15 protein-coding genes are annotated in these 14,937 nt (G+C 43.8%); 9 read left to right on the plus strand and 6 right to left on the minus strand.

Annotated features, from left to right (window positions below; genetic code table 11):
- The first annotated feature begins 59 nt into the window (after window positions 1-59).
- Window positions 60-1,391 carry a kelch motif-containing protein gene (locus NE664_09310; protein ID MCQ4726842.1) on the plus strand — a complete coding sequence of 444 codons (1,332 nt, stop codon included), beginning with the start codon at window positions 60-62 and terminating at the stop codon, window positions 1,389-1,391.
- Between the two features lie 100 nt (window positions 1,392-1,491).
- A complete protein-coding gene (trmB, locus tag NE664_09315) occupies window positions 1,492-2,127 on the plus strand; it encodes a tRNA (guanosine(46)-N7)-methyltransferase TrmB (protein MCQ4726843.1) in 636 nt (211 codons plus the stop codon).
- 96 nt (window positions 2,128-2,223) lie between these two features.
- On the opposite strand, the gene NE664_09320 is transcribed toward trmB, so the two are convergent.
- Window positions 2,224-3,120, minus strand: a complete 897-nt coding sequence (locus tag NE664_09320) for a CPBP family intramembrane metalloprotease (protein MCQ4726844.1) — start codon at window positions 3,118-3,120, stop codon at window positions 2,224-2,226.
- A gap of 767 nt (window positions 3,121-3,887) precedes the next feature.
- Here NE664_09320 and NE664_09325 point away from each other — a divergent pair.
- From NE664_09325 to NE664_09340, 4 genes are read left to right on the plus strand one after another with little or no spacing between them, the layout of a single operon-like run.
- Window positions 3,888-5,723 carry an NAD(P)-binding protein gene (locus tag NE664_09325; protein MCQ4726845.1) on the plus strand — a complete coding sequence of 612 codons (1,836 nt, stop codon included), beginning with the start codon at window positions 3,888-3,890 and terminating at the stop codon, window positions 5,721-5,723.
- Window positions 5,717-7,456 (plus strand): NADH-dependent [FeFe] hydrogenase, group A6, encoded by a 1,740-nt coding sequence (locus NE664_09330; GenBank protein MCQ4726846.1) that lies wholly within the window; start codon window positions 5,717-5,719, stop codon window positions 7,454-7,456. The genes NE664_09325 and NE664_09330 overlap by 7 nt, the downstream gene beginning before the upstream one ends.
- A gap of 54 nt (window positions 7,457-7,510) precedes the next feature.
- A complete protein-coding gene (locus NE664_09335; GenBank protein ID MCQ4726847.1) occupies window positions 7,511-8,134 on the plus strand; it encodes an NUDIX hydrolase in 624 nt (207 codons plus the stop codon).
- Between the two features lie 21 nt (window positions 8,135-8,155).
- Complete coding sequence (locus NE664_09340) at window positions 8,156-8,344, plus strand: DUF6440 family protein (GenBank protein ID MCQ4726848.1); 189 nt, start codon at window positions 8,156-8,158, stop codon at window positions 8,342-8,344.
- A 347-nt stretch (window positions 8,345-8,691) separates the two neighbouring features.
- Here the strand turns inward: NE664_09340 and NE664_09345 are convergent, their stop codons facing one another.
- The gene (locus NE664_09345) at window positions 8,692-9,105 is read right to left on the minus strand and encodes a transcriptional repressor (protein MCQ4726849.1); all 414 of its coding nucleotides are present in this window, start codon (window positions 9,103-9,105) and stop codon (window positions 8,692-8,694) included.
- A gap of 149 nt (window positions 9,106-9,254) precedes the next feature.
- Here NE664_09345 and trmL point away from each other — a divergent pair, with 149 nt between their 5' ends.
- The 3 genes from trmL (at window position 9,255) to NE664_09360 (ending at window position 11,450) form a co-directional block, all read left to right on the plus strand.
- Window positions 9,255-9,746 carry a tRNA (uridine(34)/cytosine(34)/5-carboxymethylaminomethyluridine(34)-2'-O)-methyltransferase TrmL gene (trmL, locus tag NE664_09350; protein MCQ4726850.1) on the plus strand — a complete coding sequence of 164 codons (492 nt, stop codon included), beginning with the start codon at window positions 9,255-9,257 and terminating at the stop codon, window positions 9,744-9,746.
- Window positions 9,747-9,944: 198 nt separating this feature from the next.
- Window positions 9,945-10,379 carry a MarR family winged helix-turn-helix transcriptional regulator gene (locus NE664_09355; protein ID MCQ4726851.1) on the plus strand — a complete coding sequence of 145 codons (435 nt, stop codon included), beginning with the start codon at window positions 9,945-9,947 and terminating at the stop codon, window positions 10,377-10,379.
- The gene (locus NE664_09360) at window positions 10,380-11,450 is read left to right on the plus strand and encodes an FUSC family protein (GenBank protein ID MCQ4726852.1); all 1,071 of its coding nucleotides are present in this window, start codon (window positions 10,380-10,382) and stop codon (window positions 11,448-11,450) included.
- A gap of 122 nt (window positions 11,451-11,572) precedes the next feature.
- Here the strand turns inward: NE664_09360 and NE664_09365 are convergent, their stop codons facing one another.
- The 4 genes from NE664_09365 to NE664_09380 form a co-directional block, all read right to left on the minus strand.
- Window positions 11,573-12,235: a phenylalanine--tRNA ligase beta subunit-related protein gene (locus NE664_09365; protein MCQ4726853.1), complete on the minus strand. Its 663-nt coding sequence runs from the start codon at window positions 12,233-12,235 to the stop codon at window positions 11,573-11,575.
- 191 nt (window positions 12,236-12,426) lie between these two features.
- On the minus strand, window positions 12,427-13,263 hold the full coding sequence (locus NE664_09370) for a metal ABC transporter permease (GenBank protein MCQ4726854.1): 837 nt from the start codon (window positions 13,261-13,263) through the stop codon (window positions 12,427-12,429).
- Entirely contained in the window at window positions 13,263-14,006 is a 744-nt protein-coding gene (locus NE664_09375) for a metal ABC transporter ATP-binding protein (protein MCQ4726855.1), read from the minus strand. Before NE664_09375 ends, NE664_09370 begins: the two co-directional genes overlap by 1 nt.
- Window positions 13,993-14,907, minus strand: coding sequence for a zinc ABC transporter substrate-binding protein (locus NE664_09380; protein ID MCQ4726856.1), 915 nt, complete (start codon window positions 14,905-14,907; stop codon window positions 13,993-13,995). Before NE664_09380 ends, NE664_09375 begins: the two co-directional genes overlap by 14 nt.
- Window positions 14,908-14,937 lie beyond the last annotated feature (30 nt).

Consider the following 14,937-nt stretch of genomic DNA (forward strand, 5'->3'; position numbering starts at 1 on the left):
TGTCAATCATAAGGGTTAACCGCCCTGCATATACTTTTTTAGATGAAGGAGGTATTGCCATGTATAACAGAAGATATGACAGGAAAACTATAATTTTGAAACAGGAAACTGACAGTTTTTCAAGGCAGAACGCCAAAACGGCTGTCTGCACTGTAGAAATTAAAAATGGACGTGGAAAAATTATTATTAAAGGCATTATGCCCGATTTTTGCCATGTTTATTTGATTGCCAATGACGACGGTGGCAATATCGTTTTTAATGCGGGCGATATTAAAGATGTTTCGTTCGATGCTGACAACGTAGGCGGCAGCGGGAATAAAATAGAAGCTTTTGACGTTATAGTGGTAGGTGGACGCAGAGACGACGGGCAGTTTTTGTCAGACGTATATGTGGGGTACGCCAATAAAAGGCGCGAGTGGCGGCAGAGTATAAAGCCTGAAAAACAGGATAAACAAAAAGACGGCGCCGCCGACGTTTGTGAAACGGATACGGACGCGGCAAATTCAGCTGGACTGCCCGAACATGAAACGGAAGAAGAAAACGAAACCATACCGGAATTTGCCTTGCTTAATGAAGAAACGGCTGATGAAACTCGGGAAAACGCTTTAGACGGCATACCGCAAAATATATCCAAGGATAAAATATTGGTCTGGGGAGTTCCGAAAATCGCTGACGCGGCGGATATGAAAAAAGACGGTAATTACGGCGCATGCGAAGATAGGAACAAGGATGAAGAAGAAAACGGCGGCAGGACGGAAACGCCCGAAACGGACATACACGACACGTTTAAAAATATAGTGCGCAATTTTAATACGCAGATGAAAAAACTTGAAAGCATGGGCGTGCTTTCGCTTTCAGAAATACTGGCGATTAACGGCGGGGACTGCAATGGAGAAAACGAAAGGGAAACGGAGGTAAAAAGTGAAGATACCGGAAAAGAATATTGGGATTATAAAAATAAAAGCGTAAAAGACGCCGAGAAAAAGGAATTGATAAAAGACACAGAGCATGCGGAGGAATGTGGGAATGATTCGGCCGTCGGCGTTTCATTCGGCGACGATATTGAAGAGCTTTTTAATAATAATCCCGTAATGAACCCTTTTGACAATGACGATTACAGATGGGTGCGCATATGCCCGGAGGAAATGTGGCTTCTTCCGATTGACGATATAAGCGTTAATACAAGCAGTTTTGTAATTTGTTCGGACAGGAAATATAAACATTTAATGTTGGGGCGCGACAGCAGAAGTCTCCTTTTGGCTGTGCCGCAGGCGTTCAGCCAAAAAGACAGAAAGGCGGCTATGTCTTTGGGTTTTGTGGATTTTTGGCAGAATAAGGGACAAGAGCAAAAGGAAGGTTGTTACGGCTACTGGATCAGAAAAATAAAATAATTTATATTGTTAAAATATGCCCCAGGTAGTATTATATTTATGACAGGTTAGGCAAAATGGGCAAACCTGACTGAAAATACTTATTTGAGGGAGAATTTTTATGAGAGTGCGAAAAAAGACATGGGCGGCAGGAGAGCTTGAAAATAATTTCCATATTATACACGACCCGCAAAGCCATAAAGGGCGGTGGAACGAGCTTTTTTGCAACAATAGTCCCATATATGTGGAAATCGGATGCGGCAAAGGACGTTTTATTTCTCAAAGCGCGGCTGAAAATCCGGAAATAAACTTTATTGGGGTGGAAAGGCAGACAACCGTTATAGCGTCGGCGGCAAGAAGGCTTACGGAAAATCAGAAAAATGTTTACCTTATTCCGGGGGACGTGGAGAACCTTTCCGAATTTTTCGAACCCGGCGAAATTAAAAGGCTGTACATAAATTTCTGCGACCCTTGGCCAAAAAAGAAATGGGCTAAAAGAAGGCTCACACATAAAAATTTCCTTGAAAAATATAAGGGGCTGTTTGGTTCGGAAGGCGAAATATTCTTTAAAACGGACAACAGGGGGCTTTTTGAGTTTTCGCTTAACGAGTTGTGCGGCAACGGATGGCTCCTGTCGAATATAAGCCTTGACCTTCACTCAAGCGGTTTTGAGGGAAATATTATGACAGAGTATGAAGAAAAGTTTTCAAGCAGGGGATTTCCTATATACAGATGCGAGGCGCGCTGGAAAAAGTAATATAATAAAAAAGGCTGTAAACATAAATTAAACTGTGTCCAAAAGCGGAATTTGGGCTTTTGGACACAGGATTACGTTTATCAGCCTTTTTTAATTTTACTTTGAAAACAGCGGCATAAGTATGAAAAATACACACAGGCATGCGTAAAGCACAAACGGGAAGTTTATAACATTTTCATTATGCCCTGATACTGTGTAGTCGACGGCGCGTTCCGTTTCAACAGAAGGGGCTTTTTTGTTTATACGCATAAATACATATACAAGAACCGCCAATATAGGAAGCGTAAGCACAGTTAAGTATAAAACTGAGAATATTCCCGATGAAGCGTCGGCCGACGGCGCTGGAGCCGTTTTAAAAATAATGTATGCCGCGGCGCTTTGGGAAAAATTTATTGTAAAATGCGAAACTATAGACGAAAAAACGGAACCTGTTTTATATACCATAAGGCAGAAAATTATTCCCATAAAAAATGCGTAGAGAAATTGTTGGCCGTTCATATGCGCAAGGCCGAAAAGCAGACCTGTGGCGGCGGCCGCCTTTTTAAGGGGAACGTTCCTGTAGTTTCCGAAAACTATACCGCGGAATATGAGTTCCTCGAATATTGCAGGAATAACCGCTACGGATAAAGCCATTATCCAAAACGGCTGCTGCGAATATGTTTCAAGGGCCGCCGTTGTTGTGTTGGGAAATATAAATGCCGAAACTGCCGATATAAGCATAAGTATAGGCTGCATGAAAAACGACATTGCCGCCGTCACGGCTATATTCGCAAAGCCTAATGGACGCACGGACATTTCCGCAAAAGCAGAGCCTTTTGAGGCAATTATAAAAATAACGACGGGTACGCCGTATACGATTACTTCGCTTATTATAGAAAGCAGGAACGGATTAATCGGCAGGGACAGAAATATTGGGGCCAGAAACAGGTTTGATATGAGCATTGCCGCAATAAACAGCAGTGCATAAAAACTTGCTTTAAACGAAGGGATCATTTTGTCACTCCTTAAATTTAATAATTATATATTTTACACCGGATATGACGCTGTGTATATCTGCAATATTATACAAATTTTAAGAAACGGCTTTTACGGAACATTATGGCCCCAGAACCGTTGATAATAACTGAATTCGGTTCCTATCGTCATATAAATGGCGTCAAAGATTTGTCCGGTTTTGAAAAAACAGAACGAATATACTTTACACATATGTTAATATGGTGTATCCTCAGATAAATGGCGTTATATACTTTGACTATGACCGGCCGGGTTTGCCTATGATTTGCCCTTAATATCAGCAGTAAGGTTAATGAGCGGCGTACGGCTTCAACAAGAGCAAATAAGGCGTTTATCAAAAACGGCGGCGCTTAATACGCATGTATAAAAGATGAAGCTTGCAGGGATAATCTTGAGGAAATAAACATTTATACATACTGTATACTTCCGTTAAGGATGATTGTTAAAACGGGTTAGTATTGAACGGCGTAAACGCCGTGTTTTTACTAAAGACGTTTTATGCATGTATAATAAGCGTTTCGTCGGCAAGCACAGGCTCATACAGCCTAAAGGCTGAGTTTCAAGTGAAAACGGTTGCGGCGGAACGAAGGAAAACAATCTTGTAAAAAAATGCTGACGGGTTGCTGAAATAACCGCCGTATAAGCGTTTTGCTATGGTTATATTAAAGTTATACAGAGGCGGCCTAAGGCCGTCTTTTGTTCATTTTACAGAAAAAGGGGCAGATTTTTAGAAAAGAGGGGATTTCATGAGCAGATTAAGCATTAAAACGCCCAATAAGGCCCAGACGGTTGTGGAAGAGCTTTACAGGGACGTTGAAAGAAGAATAACGGCAAGCCCGCCGGGGCTTTGCCCGGTCGATTTGTCGCTGGCATTTTTGAAACTGTGCCATGCCCAGACATGCGGAAAATGCACGCCGTGCCGCGTGGGCCTAAGCCAGCTTGAAGGCCTTATCGAGAAAGTGCTGGACGGAAACGCCGATATGTCCGTACTTGCCACCATTGAAAAAACGGCAAGGGTAATTAAAAATACATCGGACTGTGCCATTGGTTTTGAGGCGGCAAATATGGTGCTTAAAGGAGTTCTGGGATTCAGGGACGATTATATTGAACATATAGAGAACAAAAGGTGCCTGTTTAATCTTCACCAGCCTGTGCCGTGCGTTGCGCTTTGTCCGGCGGGGGTTGATATACCGGGGTATATTGCGCTGATTTCCAATGAAAGGTATGCGGATTCCGTCCGCCTTATAAGAAAGGACAATCCGTTTCCCGCCGCATGCGCCATGGTTTGCGAGCATCCATGTGAAGCAAGGTGCAGGAGGAACATGGTTGACGACGCAATAAATATAAGGGCGCTTAAAAGGTATGCCATAGATATGGCGGGGGTCGTGCCTGTTCCGGAGCGCGCCGAATGTACGGGAAAGAGTATTGCGGTTATAGGGGGCGGGCCCGGCGGGCTTTCCGCCGCTTATTATCTTTCGCTTATGGGGCACAGAGTTGAAGTTTTTGAAAAACGGGCTTCTTTAGGCGGCATGCTGCGTTACGGTATACCAAGCTACAGACTGCCGAGGGAAAGGCTTCAGGAGGATATTGACGCTATACTTTCAACCGGAGTATTAACACATTTGGGCGTTGAAATAGGGAAGGACATAACAATACCCGAGATAAAAGAAAAGTTTGACTGCATTTATATATCCATAGGCGCGCATACTGATAAGAAAATGGGTATTGAAGGCGAAGGCATGCGCGGCGTTATCAGCGCGGTTGAAATGCTGAGGAATATAGGCGACGGCACTCTTCCCGACTTTAAGAACAAACGCGTTGTGGTAGTAGGCGGCGGCAATGTCGCAATGGACTGCACAAGAAGCGCAAAAAGGCTCGGCGCGTCGTCTGTGACATGCGTTTACAGGAGAAGAAAGATAGATATGACGGCTCTCCCGGAAGAGGTTGAAGGGGCAATCAGCGAAGGATGCGAGGTTTTATGCCTAAACGCCCCGTTAAGGATTGCAGGCGACAGCGATGAAAATGTTACGGCTCTTTGGGTCCAGCCGCAGATAATAGGCGATATAGGCGACGACGGACGTCCGAAACCGAGAAAGGCCGACACACAGCCTATGAGGATACCGTGCGATATTATTATTGTCGCAATAGGCCAGGGAATCGAAACTCAGCCTTTTGAGGAGTTCGGCGTTCCCATAAAGAGGGGAGTAATAGACGCTCTTGCAAGCAGTGACGTCGCCAATATAGAAGGAGTATTTGCCGGCGGCGACTGCGTCACGGGCCCCGCGACAGTTATCAGGGCTATTGCGGCCGGAAAAGTTGCGGCGGCCAACATAGACGAATATCTCGGATATAACCATGCAATCACAGTTGATGTGGACATACCAAATGCAAGGCTCGGAAGCAGACCTCCATGCGGAAGGGTAAACGCGGCCGAAAGGAGCGCGGGAGAAAGGAATATAGACTTTAACCTTATCGAATGTGGCTTTACGCATGAGGAAGCTATGCAGGAATCAAGGCGTTGTTTAAGGTGCGACCATTATGGTTACGGCACATTCAAAGGGGGGAGGGTTAAAAAATGGTAAATGTAACGATAGACGGCCAAAGGCTTGAAGTAAGTGAGAATACAACTATTTTGGAAGCGGCCAGAAGCATAGGCATTGAAATACCGAGCCTCTGCTACCTTAAAGGCATAAACGAGATAGGCGCGTGCCGTGTGTGCATTGTTGAAGTTGAAGGGATTGACCGTATGATTTCTTCCTGCAACAACTATGTAGAGGAAGGCATGATTATATATACCAACAGTCCTAAGGTGCGCGAGGCGAGGAAAGTTAATGTCGAGCTGCTTTTGTCACAGCACAGCAATAAATGCTCTTTCTGTATACGTAGCGGCAACTGTACGCTGCAGAAGGTATCAAACGATTTGAGTATACTTAAAGTGCCGTTTGAATGTAATGTGCCCGAATTTCAGTGGAGCCCGCGGTCGCCTCTTGTAAGGGACGCGTCAAAATGTATAAAATGCATGAGGTGCGTACAGGTATGCGATAAAATACAGACGCTTAATATATGGGACGTCGAAGGGACGGGCGCAAGGACAACCGTGGACGTGTCGAAAAACAGGAAGATAATGGATTCGGACTGTTCGTTTTGCGGCCAATGTGTTGTACACTGCCCGACCGGCGCTCTTTCGGAAAGGGATGAAGCGGGGCTTTTCTTTGACGCGCTTGCCGATCCGGACAAGACGGTTGTCGTCCAGATAGCCCCGGCGGTAAGAAGCGCATGGGCCGAGGAATTCGATATAAAAGAAGAGTTTGCAACGCCCGGACGCATAGTAGCGGCTCTTAAAAGAATGGGTGTGGATTACGTTTTTGACACGGATTTCAGCGCCGATCTGACTATTATGGAAGAAGGATACGAGCTTTTGGAAAGGCTTAAAAACGGCGGTGGCGAGTATCCGATGTTTACAAGCTGCTGCCCGGGATGGGTGAGGTTTTTGAAAAGCCAGTTTCCCGAAATGACAGGATGCCTTTCAACGGCTAAATCGCCGCAGCAGATGTTCGGGGCGGTTATAAAGGATTATTATGCCGAAAAAATAGGCGTCGACAAAAATAAAATTTACAATGTTTCCATAATGCCGTGTCTTGCTAAAAAAAGCGAGCATAAAATACCCGTTATGCAAAGTGCGGGCGTGGGACCTGATGTAGACTTAGTGCTTACGACAAGGGAATTTATAAGAATTATAAGAGCGGAGCATCTAAATGTGGCCAGCCTTGAAGAAATGCCTTTTGACGAACCGATAGGCGAAGCAAGCGGGGCCGGCGTTATATTCGGCGCAACAGGAGGAGTTATGGAAGCCGCCCTCCGCACGGCGTTTGCCGTTGTTGAAGGCGAGAACCCGCCGCCTGACGCATTTAAAAATATAAGGGGAATGAAAGGCTGGCGCGAAGCGGAATTTACAATCGGGGACAGGACGCTGAAAGTAGCGGCGGCAAGCGGCCTCGGAAATGCGCGGAAGCTTGTTAATGCGGTAAAAAAAGGCGACGTTAAATATGACTTTGTTGAAATAATGGCATGTCCCGGAGGATGCGCGGGCGGAGGCGGCCAGCCTATAAAAGAAGGCTGTGAGCTTGCGGAAGAACGCGCGCGGAAACTATACTTTATCGATGAAAACAGCAAAATAAGGTTTTCTCATGAAAACCCGGCCGTTATAAAGCTGTATGAAGAATATTTGGGAGAGCCGCTGAGCGCCAAATGCCATGAGCTTCTCCATACAGACCATTATGCATGGGAAATGCCCCTTGCACCCGAAAGAAAATAATGGGAATGAAATTCGTAAGTTTAAGCCGTACAAAAAATGAAAGGGCGGTTTTCTGTGACAGGAATAAGAAGCATTAAAAAACAGACTGACAACAATTATATAAATATGTATAAAATGGAAGCCGAAAGGCGCGACGGCGGAACATTTGAATATTTTATGGTTTCAAGGAAAAAAAGGCCGGAAGATTTTTATATGAACACAAAAAAGCTTAAAGCCGACGGCGTTTTGATTTACGGCATATACGGTGAAAACAGGGATAAAGTTGTTCTTGTGCGCCAGTACAGGTACCCCATAAACGGATATATATACGAATTTCCGGCAGGGCTTGTTGAAGAAGGCGAAAGCGCAAGGGATACTGCCGTGCGTGAAGCCTTTGAAGAAACGGGAATGGAATTTGAACCTTTAGACGTTAACGGATGTTATGAAAAACCGTTTTTTACGACAGTCGGCATGACGGATGAAACATGTTCCGCCGTTTACGGATATTACAAAGGGACGCCGTCTTCAAAGAATATAACGTGTGATGAGGATATAGAAGTTGTTGTTGCGGACAGGGATGAATGTAGGCGCATATTAAAGGAGGAAAACGTTGCGGTTATGTGCGCTTATATGCTTATGCATTTTATAAATTCCGAAGGGGACCCGTTGGAGTTTTTAAAAGCCGCCGACAAAACATGAACAGACCATAAGGAGCAGAATATGAAAAAAGATGACGACAGATTTATAAAGACCTATAAGCAGGCTTCATTTTCCGAAGGAATAGAAATTTGGGTTGACAAAGAAACAGGCGTTAATTATATATATAAATATTCCGGATACTCCGGAGGGATAACGCCGCTTTTGGATAGGGACGGCAAACCGGTTGTTACGGCTGTATTTGAAAAATAGCGGCTTTTGACGGAATAATATATCGAGAAACTGTTTTTATACCTAACGATTTGCGGTTTGTCTAAGCCAATTGCGAGGAATATTCCGGTCAGTTTTTAGCCGGGATATGTTAAAATAACGAAAGAACGTTAAAATATAAAATTTTACAGAAAAAAACCGTCTGGAAAATTTACAGACGGTTTTTGGATGTTTTAGGGAATTACAAAGGCCTTTGCGCAAAGGATATGTTTTTTGCCGCGGAGGCCTTAAGGCCGCACGGCAGAAAAGCATTTTAAAATCCGGCGGGGATGCGGCTGATTTTTTAAGGAGCAACTCCCGTAAATAATAAGCGTTATCAGCCTGACGCATCAGTTGTGCCGGCATGAAGGACATACGCCGTAAAATGTAAGCTGTTCGCTTTCGACGAGAAAGTCTGTTTTTTCCGCAACTGACGAACGCAGTACGTCAAGTTTTTCAAACTGGAAATCATATATTTTGCCACAGCATTTACATACTATGTGCGGGTGAGGTATAACGTTTGCATCGTAATTGCTTCGGCCGTTGCCGACGCTTAATTCCTGGATAATCCCGGCGTTTTTGAAACTGTCAAGCGTTTTATAAACAGTTGCAAGGCTTATTGTAGGATTATCGGGTATTAATGTTTTGTATATTTCTTCCGCGGAAGGGTGCGAACAAGTATTGCTTAACATAGAGTATATAGCCATACGCTGAGGAGTAACCTTCAGACCTTTTTCCCTAAGCATTTCTGTGATATGTGTCATAATCATGGCTCCTTAATATTACATAATACTTATTATTATCTAATAATAATAAAAAAATACGATTTTGTCAATATTATGCGTTTAATTTAAAAATTTTCTATGCTATCATAACATTAATCTGGTAAAAAAGCAAAAGAAAAGGGGGTTTTATTATGAATATTGTTCTCCATGAACCGGAAATACCTCAAAATGCCGGGAATATAGCAAGGACGTGCGCAGTTACCCATTCGTCTTTGCATTTGATTAAGCCGCTTGGATTTTCCGTTGAGGATAAGTTTCTCAAGAGGGCGGGGCTTGATTACTGGCATTTATTGGATGTACATTATTATGACAGCTTTAATCATTTTTTAAGCCTGAATAAAGGCGCGCGGATATTTATGGCCACTACTAAAAGCAGGCAGACATACACCGATGTCAAATATGATATGGATGATTTTATTATGTTTGGGAAAGAAAGCGCCGGTATACCGGAAGAAATACTGTTGGATTATAAAGATACTTCTGTGAGGATACCTATGTTTGAAGATACGCGCAGCCTTAACCTTTCGAATTCGGTTGCAATAATATTGTACGAGGCTTTAAGGCAGAATAATTTTGCGGGGCTTAATCAGGAAGGCCAGCTTCATAAGTATAAATGGTAGAGCGCATACGTGCCGCGGTTTTTTGGAGACCGCGGCTTTTTTGCGCGTAAATCGGCTTAATAGGCGCAATATATGGGATCATTAACCTACAGGAGAAGAAGGGAACGGAGTATTCAATGTAATTATGTATAATGGATTGACATGATGGTATGACAGGGATATAATTAACTATGTTAACTATTTTTGGAGGGGATTACGTTGAAAACAGACTGGCGGGACATGGGTACATATACCCGTGAATTTCATTTTTTTTCAAGGCATATGCTTTCCCAGCAAAATAAAAGGACGCTTACAACGGGAGAAATTGAAATATTGTCTTTTATATATTTTGAAGAAAAGGCAACGCCCTTGGCAGTGAGCAGGGCGACAGGAATGAAAATAGAATCCGTAAGCCGCACGGTAAAATCGCTTTATAAAAAAGGGCTGGTAGATAAAGAAAAAATGGTTAATGATGAAAGGAGCTACAGCATTTTTTTAACGGAAGCGGGGCTTTTTGAACTTAACAGTAATTATACTGTCATGCTCGGATCTCTTTATTTTCTTGAAAATGAGATGGGGGATGATTTTAAAACCATGGCGGCTCTTATCGGAAGGGCGAATACATTTTTAAAGCAGTTCGAGGGGGAATTTTAAATGTGTTTTTATGAAGCGCTCCAGCTTGATCCGGCGGTTTTGAAAAATCATATACGTACAGCGTCCGGGAAGGAAAAACTGTGGTTTATAAAGGCTTTGATTGTAAGGGACATACTGCTTGTAGGGTTTTCGATTTTATTTATATCCGCGCTGACGGCAATTTTCGGAAATGAAAACAGCAGTATGGCCGTAGTAATATTCTGTATACTTTTAAGCACGCGTTTTGTAAGCTTCGGTTATAAAATATCGCATTCGCTTTTTAATTTTGCGGTTGTATTTGCGCTGCTTTTTATATCTCCTGTTTTGATAGGCAATACCGGAGCGTTTGTCGGGTTTTTGATAAATTTTATTTCAATAGCCGTAATAACTGCCATAACATGTGAAAATCCAGAAATGGGAAACGGCGGCCTGTATGTGTTTGGATATATTTTTTTAAGCGGAAACCCCGTAAGCGGCGAGGCTTTAGCAAACAGGGGCCTTATGGCGGCGGCGGGATATGCGATGTGCGCCGCGGTTATGTTTTTTAAGCATAAACATAAGCATAATGAAGTTTCGTTTATACATGTTGTGGGAAAGTTCAGCATTTATGATCCCAAATGCCAATGGCAGATACAGCTTGCCCTCGGAATAAGCCTTCTGTATTTGGTAAACAGCATTGTTGATCTTGACCGGTTCATGTGGGCCGGATTTGCATGCTCTTCGCTTTTGGCTTCATACCCTTCAAATATTAACGGGCGTATGTGCGATAGGGCGGCGGGCGTAGTAATAGGTTCTGTCATGTTCGGAATTGTTTATCATTTTATTCCGGAATGGATTTTGCCGTTTTTGGGTCCGGCGGCGGGGCTGTGTCTTGGGGTTTGTTCCGATTATAAATACAAAACGGTGTTTAACTGCTTCGGGGCGCTTTTGCTTGCTTCAAGCGTTTACGGCGTCAAAGGCGCAGCGGCAATAAGGGTGATTGACAATATGCTTGGTATACTGTTTGCGTTTTTATTCTTTACCGCATACAGAAAGATATTTATTGAAAAATTATTAAAATGCGGCAAAGAAGAATGTGTATCGGATATTTAACGGGAAATATGCAAGTTTATATATTTATTCGGGAATTGTGTTTAAATACAAAACGCCCGCGGATTCGGCTGAATATCCGAATCCGGCGGGCGTTTTATATTTCGGGAAGACGGGCGGGATATTTACTCCACGGTAAATATCTCTATATTTTCCGCTTTTGCATATTTTTTAAAGTATTCGGCCGCGCTTTTAAGGAGGCTGTCCAAATTTTCATCTTCTGAAAAATCATAAATAACGGTTAAAATGTCCCTTGAAGAAAGGGAGATCATCGCTCTTGTGGAATCGCTTGTCGGGCTTCCGAATGGGCCGCTTTCGTCGCAGAGAACAGGAAGATTTTCGATGTTTATATTTTCTTTGCCTATGCCCGCATAGCTTTCGCCTGGAAGGCCTGTTCTGAAAGTTATGTTCCGGCTTATATTTGCAGTGTCGTATGAACCTACGGAGAACCCGCTTTCAAGCGAAACTAAATTGTTTGTGTCGACAACGGTGTTGATTTTATAAAGGCCTTTTCCCTGTTTAACCCTCCTGTAAAGGGCGTCGGAAGAAACGCGGTATCTGTTGGGATCTTTTCCGAAGGCTTTGTATGCCGCGCGGGAACATGCGACATTTTTAAACTCGTTTATGGGGGTTTCGGCCATTATGCCGGTCAGCGACGGTATAACGTTTTTTTCAATAACGTCCCATAAAGCGGCGTTTGTTTCTTCCACAGCCGCGGTATATTTGATACAGCCAAGACGTATTGACGGAAACTTGCTTTTCATGCCGGCGTCAATTTTAATATCCATTTTTTCACCTCAAAATCCTATGTTATAATAAGCCCGGGAATATGTCCCGCGGCCTGCCTACTTATAAATTATACCATATTGCTTTCGTTTTACAAGGGTATCCATATAAATACACAGCGTGAAACTGTTTTTTAAGGCGCGGTTTCAAAAATGCTTTTGCCTAATCATAAGCGGAAAAAAACATGTTTTTTCTATTTTATAAACGGTTTTGCCGCAAGGGAAATGAAAAACAGGGCGGCGGCCGCAAGCACCATGGAAGCCCCGGCCGACGCGTCCGCATAGAATGAAACAACAAGCCCAGAAACGCCGCTTATAAGCCCGCATGCAAGGGATATAAAGTGGTACTGCGCAGAATTTTTAGATACGTTGCGCGCGGCGGCGGCGGGAAGTATCAGAAGCGAATTTATTGTAAGTATGCCTATCCATTTTACTGAAAGCATTACGGAAACGGCAACGATAACTACAAATATATTTTCCATTAAAGAGCAGTTGATCCCACGGCTTGAAGCCAATGCCGAATTTATGCTTACAAGGAGGAGCTTGTTGTATATTTTGTACCATATTATATATACCGCTATGAGGGCTGCCGACATAATAAGTATTTCCGTTGGGGTAACTATAAGTATATCGCCTATAAGATAGGACGAATACTTTGCAAAGCCGCCTTCTTTTGAAAGAATTACTATGCCGAGAGCAACGGAGACCGAAGAAAAAACGCTTATAACGGTATCGGTTGAAGCGGTATTTAAAGATTTCACACGGCTTATGGCAAGGCCGAGGAATATGCCGAATGCAATCATGCTGAGCGTAGGGCTTTTAAGGCCGAGGAGCACGCCGATGGCTATGCCCGTAAATGCGCTGTGGCCGAGGGCGTCGGAAAAAAATGCCATTTTGTTGTTGACTGCCATTGTGCCGAGAAGGGCAAAAAGCGGCGTTATTAAAAGCGTTGCCAAAAGGGCGTTTTTCATAAAATCATATTTTAATAGTTCAAACGGGAGAATTTCCAGCAATTTATATATGTTTTCCATTATAAACCCTCCTCAATATATCCGAATGAGTCTTTAAACTGCCGTGAAGTAAATACTTCGTCAATTTCTCCCTGGCATAGCACCGTTTTGTCTATAAGCACAACTTTGTCGGCATATTTTTTTATCAGTGATAAATCATGGGAAACAAGAAGTATCGCCATGTGGTATGTATCCCTGAGATGAGTTACGGTTTTATAGAACTTTTCAAGGCCTATTGCGTCTACGCCTGATACGGGCTCGTCAAGTATAAGGAGATCGGGCATAGGATCCGTCGCCGCAAGCAGCATGACTTTCTGCAGCTCGCCGCCTGAAAGGTTGCCGAGGCTTTTATTCAAAAGGTGGCCGCAGTCAAGGCTTTCAAGGGAGGAAAGCGCGCGTTTTTTCAGCGCTGCGTTATGGCCGAGCCAAAGAGGCCTTTTCGATTTTCCGGCAAGCATAAAATCGGCGACGCTTACGGGAGTGCTTTTGTCAAAATCCAGGTGCTGGGGGACATATCCTATTAAAGGGCGTTTTATTTTCCCCTCGTCGTGGCGTATGAATGTGATTTCGCCCGTATACTGCCTTTCGCCGAGGATTGCGCGGATAAGAGTTGTTTTGCCCGCGCCGTTTTTTCCTATCAGCGCCGTAAGCTCGCCGCAGTGGAAAGTCATATTTATATTTTCTATTAACGTATCGCGGCCGCTTACGACGGTAATGCCGTCAAGCTTTACGCTGCAAAGGCCGCATGAATTATGGTTTTTCAATTAAAAACGCCTCCTTGAGGGTTTCAAAATTTTTAATTTGCGCGTCTATATATCCGTTTTTGTCGTCTGGACCGCTTGTAACCGGGTCGAGGACTATGCACGGCACGCCGAGTTCCCTTGAAACGGTTTCGACAAATGCAAGGCCTCCGTCGTCGGCGCATATTACTGCCGAGATATTCTCGTTTTCCGCGCTGTCTGCAATGTGGGCAAGACGTTTCGCCGACGGAACGGTGTTTTCATCAATTTCAACCGTTTCCGTTACGTTTATTCCCACGTCGTTTAAAAGGTAGGCGAAGGCCTCATGAAATGAAACTACGTTAATATCAAGACCCGAAAAATCGGGAACGTCTATTTGCGACAGCGTTTTGCAGTAAGAGTCTGCATTTTCAATAAATATTTCGGAATACTGAGGATACTTTGCGCTTAATTCCGAAGCGATGGTTTCGGTTTGTTTTTTGGCGTTTTCGACGGAGGTCCAAACGTGCGAATTATATTCGCCGCCGTGTTCTTCGTCATGGCCCTCCCCGCCGTGATTATGGCTTGAAGTTTCGGAAAGCGCAACATTTTCGGCGGAATCTATAAGAGTGATCCGGGGGTTTTGCCCAATCGCCTTGTTTATAAATCCGTCCTCCATTCCGGCTCCGTTTATAATAAAAGTTTCCGCGCCGCTTATTGAGCGCATGTTGCCGGAAGTGAGCTGGTAATCGTGAAGGCATCCGGCCTGTGTTTTAGCCAGATTGGCGGCGCCGAGAGGAGTTCCCTCCGTTACTGCAAGGGTGAAGTTGTATATCGGATAAAATGATGTTATTATAGGAGCGCTTTTACTTTCGGAAGAGGAGGAACATGCGCAAAGTGCCGCCGCCGGCAGAAGGGCAAGCAAATATTTTAATGATTTTTTCATATTTTTTCTCCTTATCGCATGTCTGCTGTA

This window comes from Anaerotignum faecicola, assembly GCA_024460105.1.
GTDB lineage: Bacteria > Bacillota > Clostridia > Lachnospirales > Anaerotignaceae > JANFXS01.

Bases quoted from the DNA above. Each gene is read 5' to 3' on its own strand.
- NE664_09340 (MCQ4726848.1), top strand. From the start codon at position 8,156: ATGAAAAAAGATGACGACAGATTTATAAAGACCTATAAGCAGGCTTCA.
- NE664_09320 (MCQ4726844.1), bottom strand. From the start codon at position 3,120: ATGATCCCTTCGTTTAAAGCAAGTTTTTATGCACTGCTGTTTATTGCG.
- NE664_09310 (MCQ4726842.1), top strand. From the start codon at position 60: ATGTATAACAGAAGATATGACAGGAAAACTATAATTTTGAAACAGGAA.
- NE664_09380 (MCQ4726856.1), bottom strand. From the start codon at position 14,907: ATGAAAAAATCATTAAAATATTTGCTTGCCCTTCTGCCGGCGGCGGCA.
- NE664_09365 (MCQ4726853.1), bottom strand. From the start codon at position 12,235: ATGGATATTAAAATTGACGCCGGCATGAAAAGCAAGTTTCCGTCAATA.
- NE664_09330 (MCQ4726846.1), top strand. From the start codon at position 5,717: ATGGTAAATGTAACGATAGACGGCCAAAGGCTTGAAGTAAGTGAGAAT.
- NE664_09345 (MCQ4726849.1), bottom strand. From the start codon at position 9,105: ATGACACATATCACAGAAATGCTTAGGGAAAAAGGTCTGAAGGTTACT.
- NE664_09360 (MCQ4726852.1), top strand. From the start codon at position 10,380: ATGTGTTTTTATGAAGCGCTCCAGCTTGATCCGGCGGTTTTGAAAAAT.
- NE664_09370 (MCQ4726854.1), bottom strand. From the start codon at position 13,263: ATGGAAAACATATATAAATTGCTGGAAATTCTCCCGTTTGAACTATTA.
- NE664_09325 (MCQ4726845.1), top strand. From the start codon at position 3,888: ATGAGCAGATTAAGCATTAAAACGCCCAATAAGGCCCAGACGGTTGTG.
- trmB (MCQ4726843.1), top strand. From the start codon at position 1,492: ATGAGAGTGCGAAAAAAGACATGGGCGGCAGGAGAGCTTGAAAATAAT.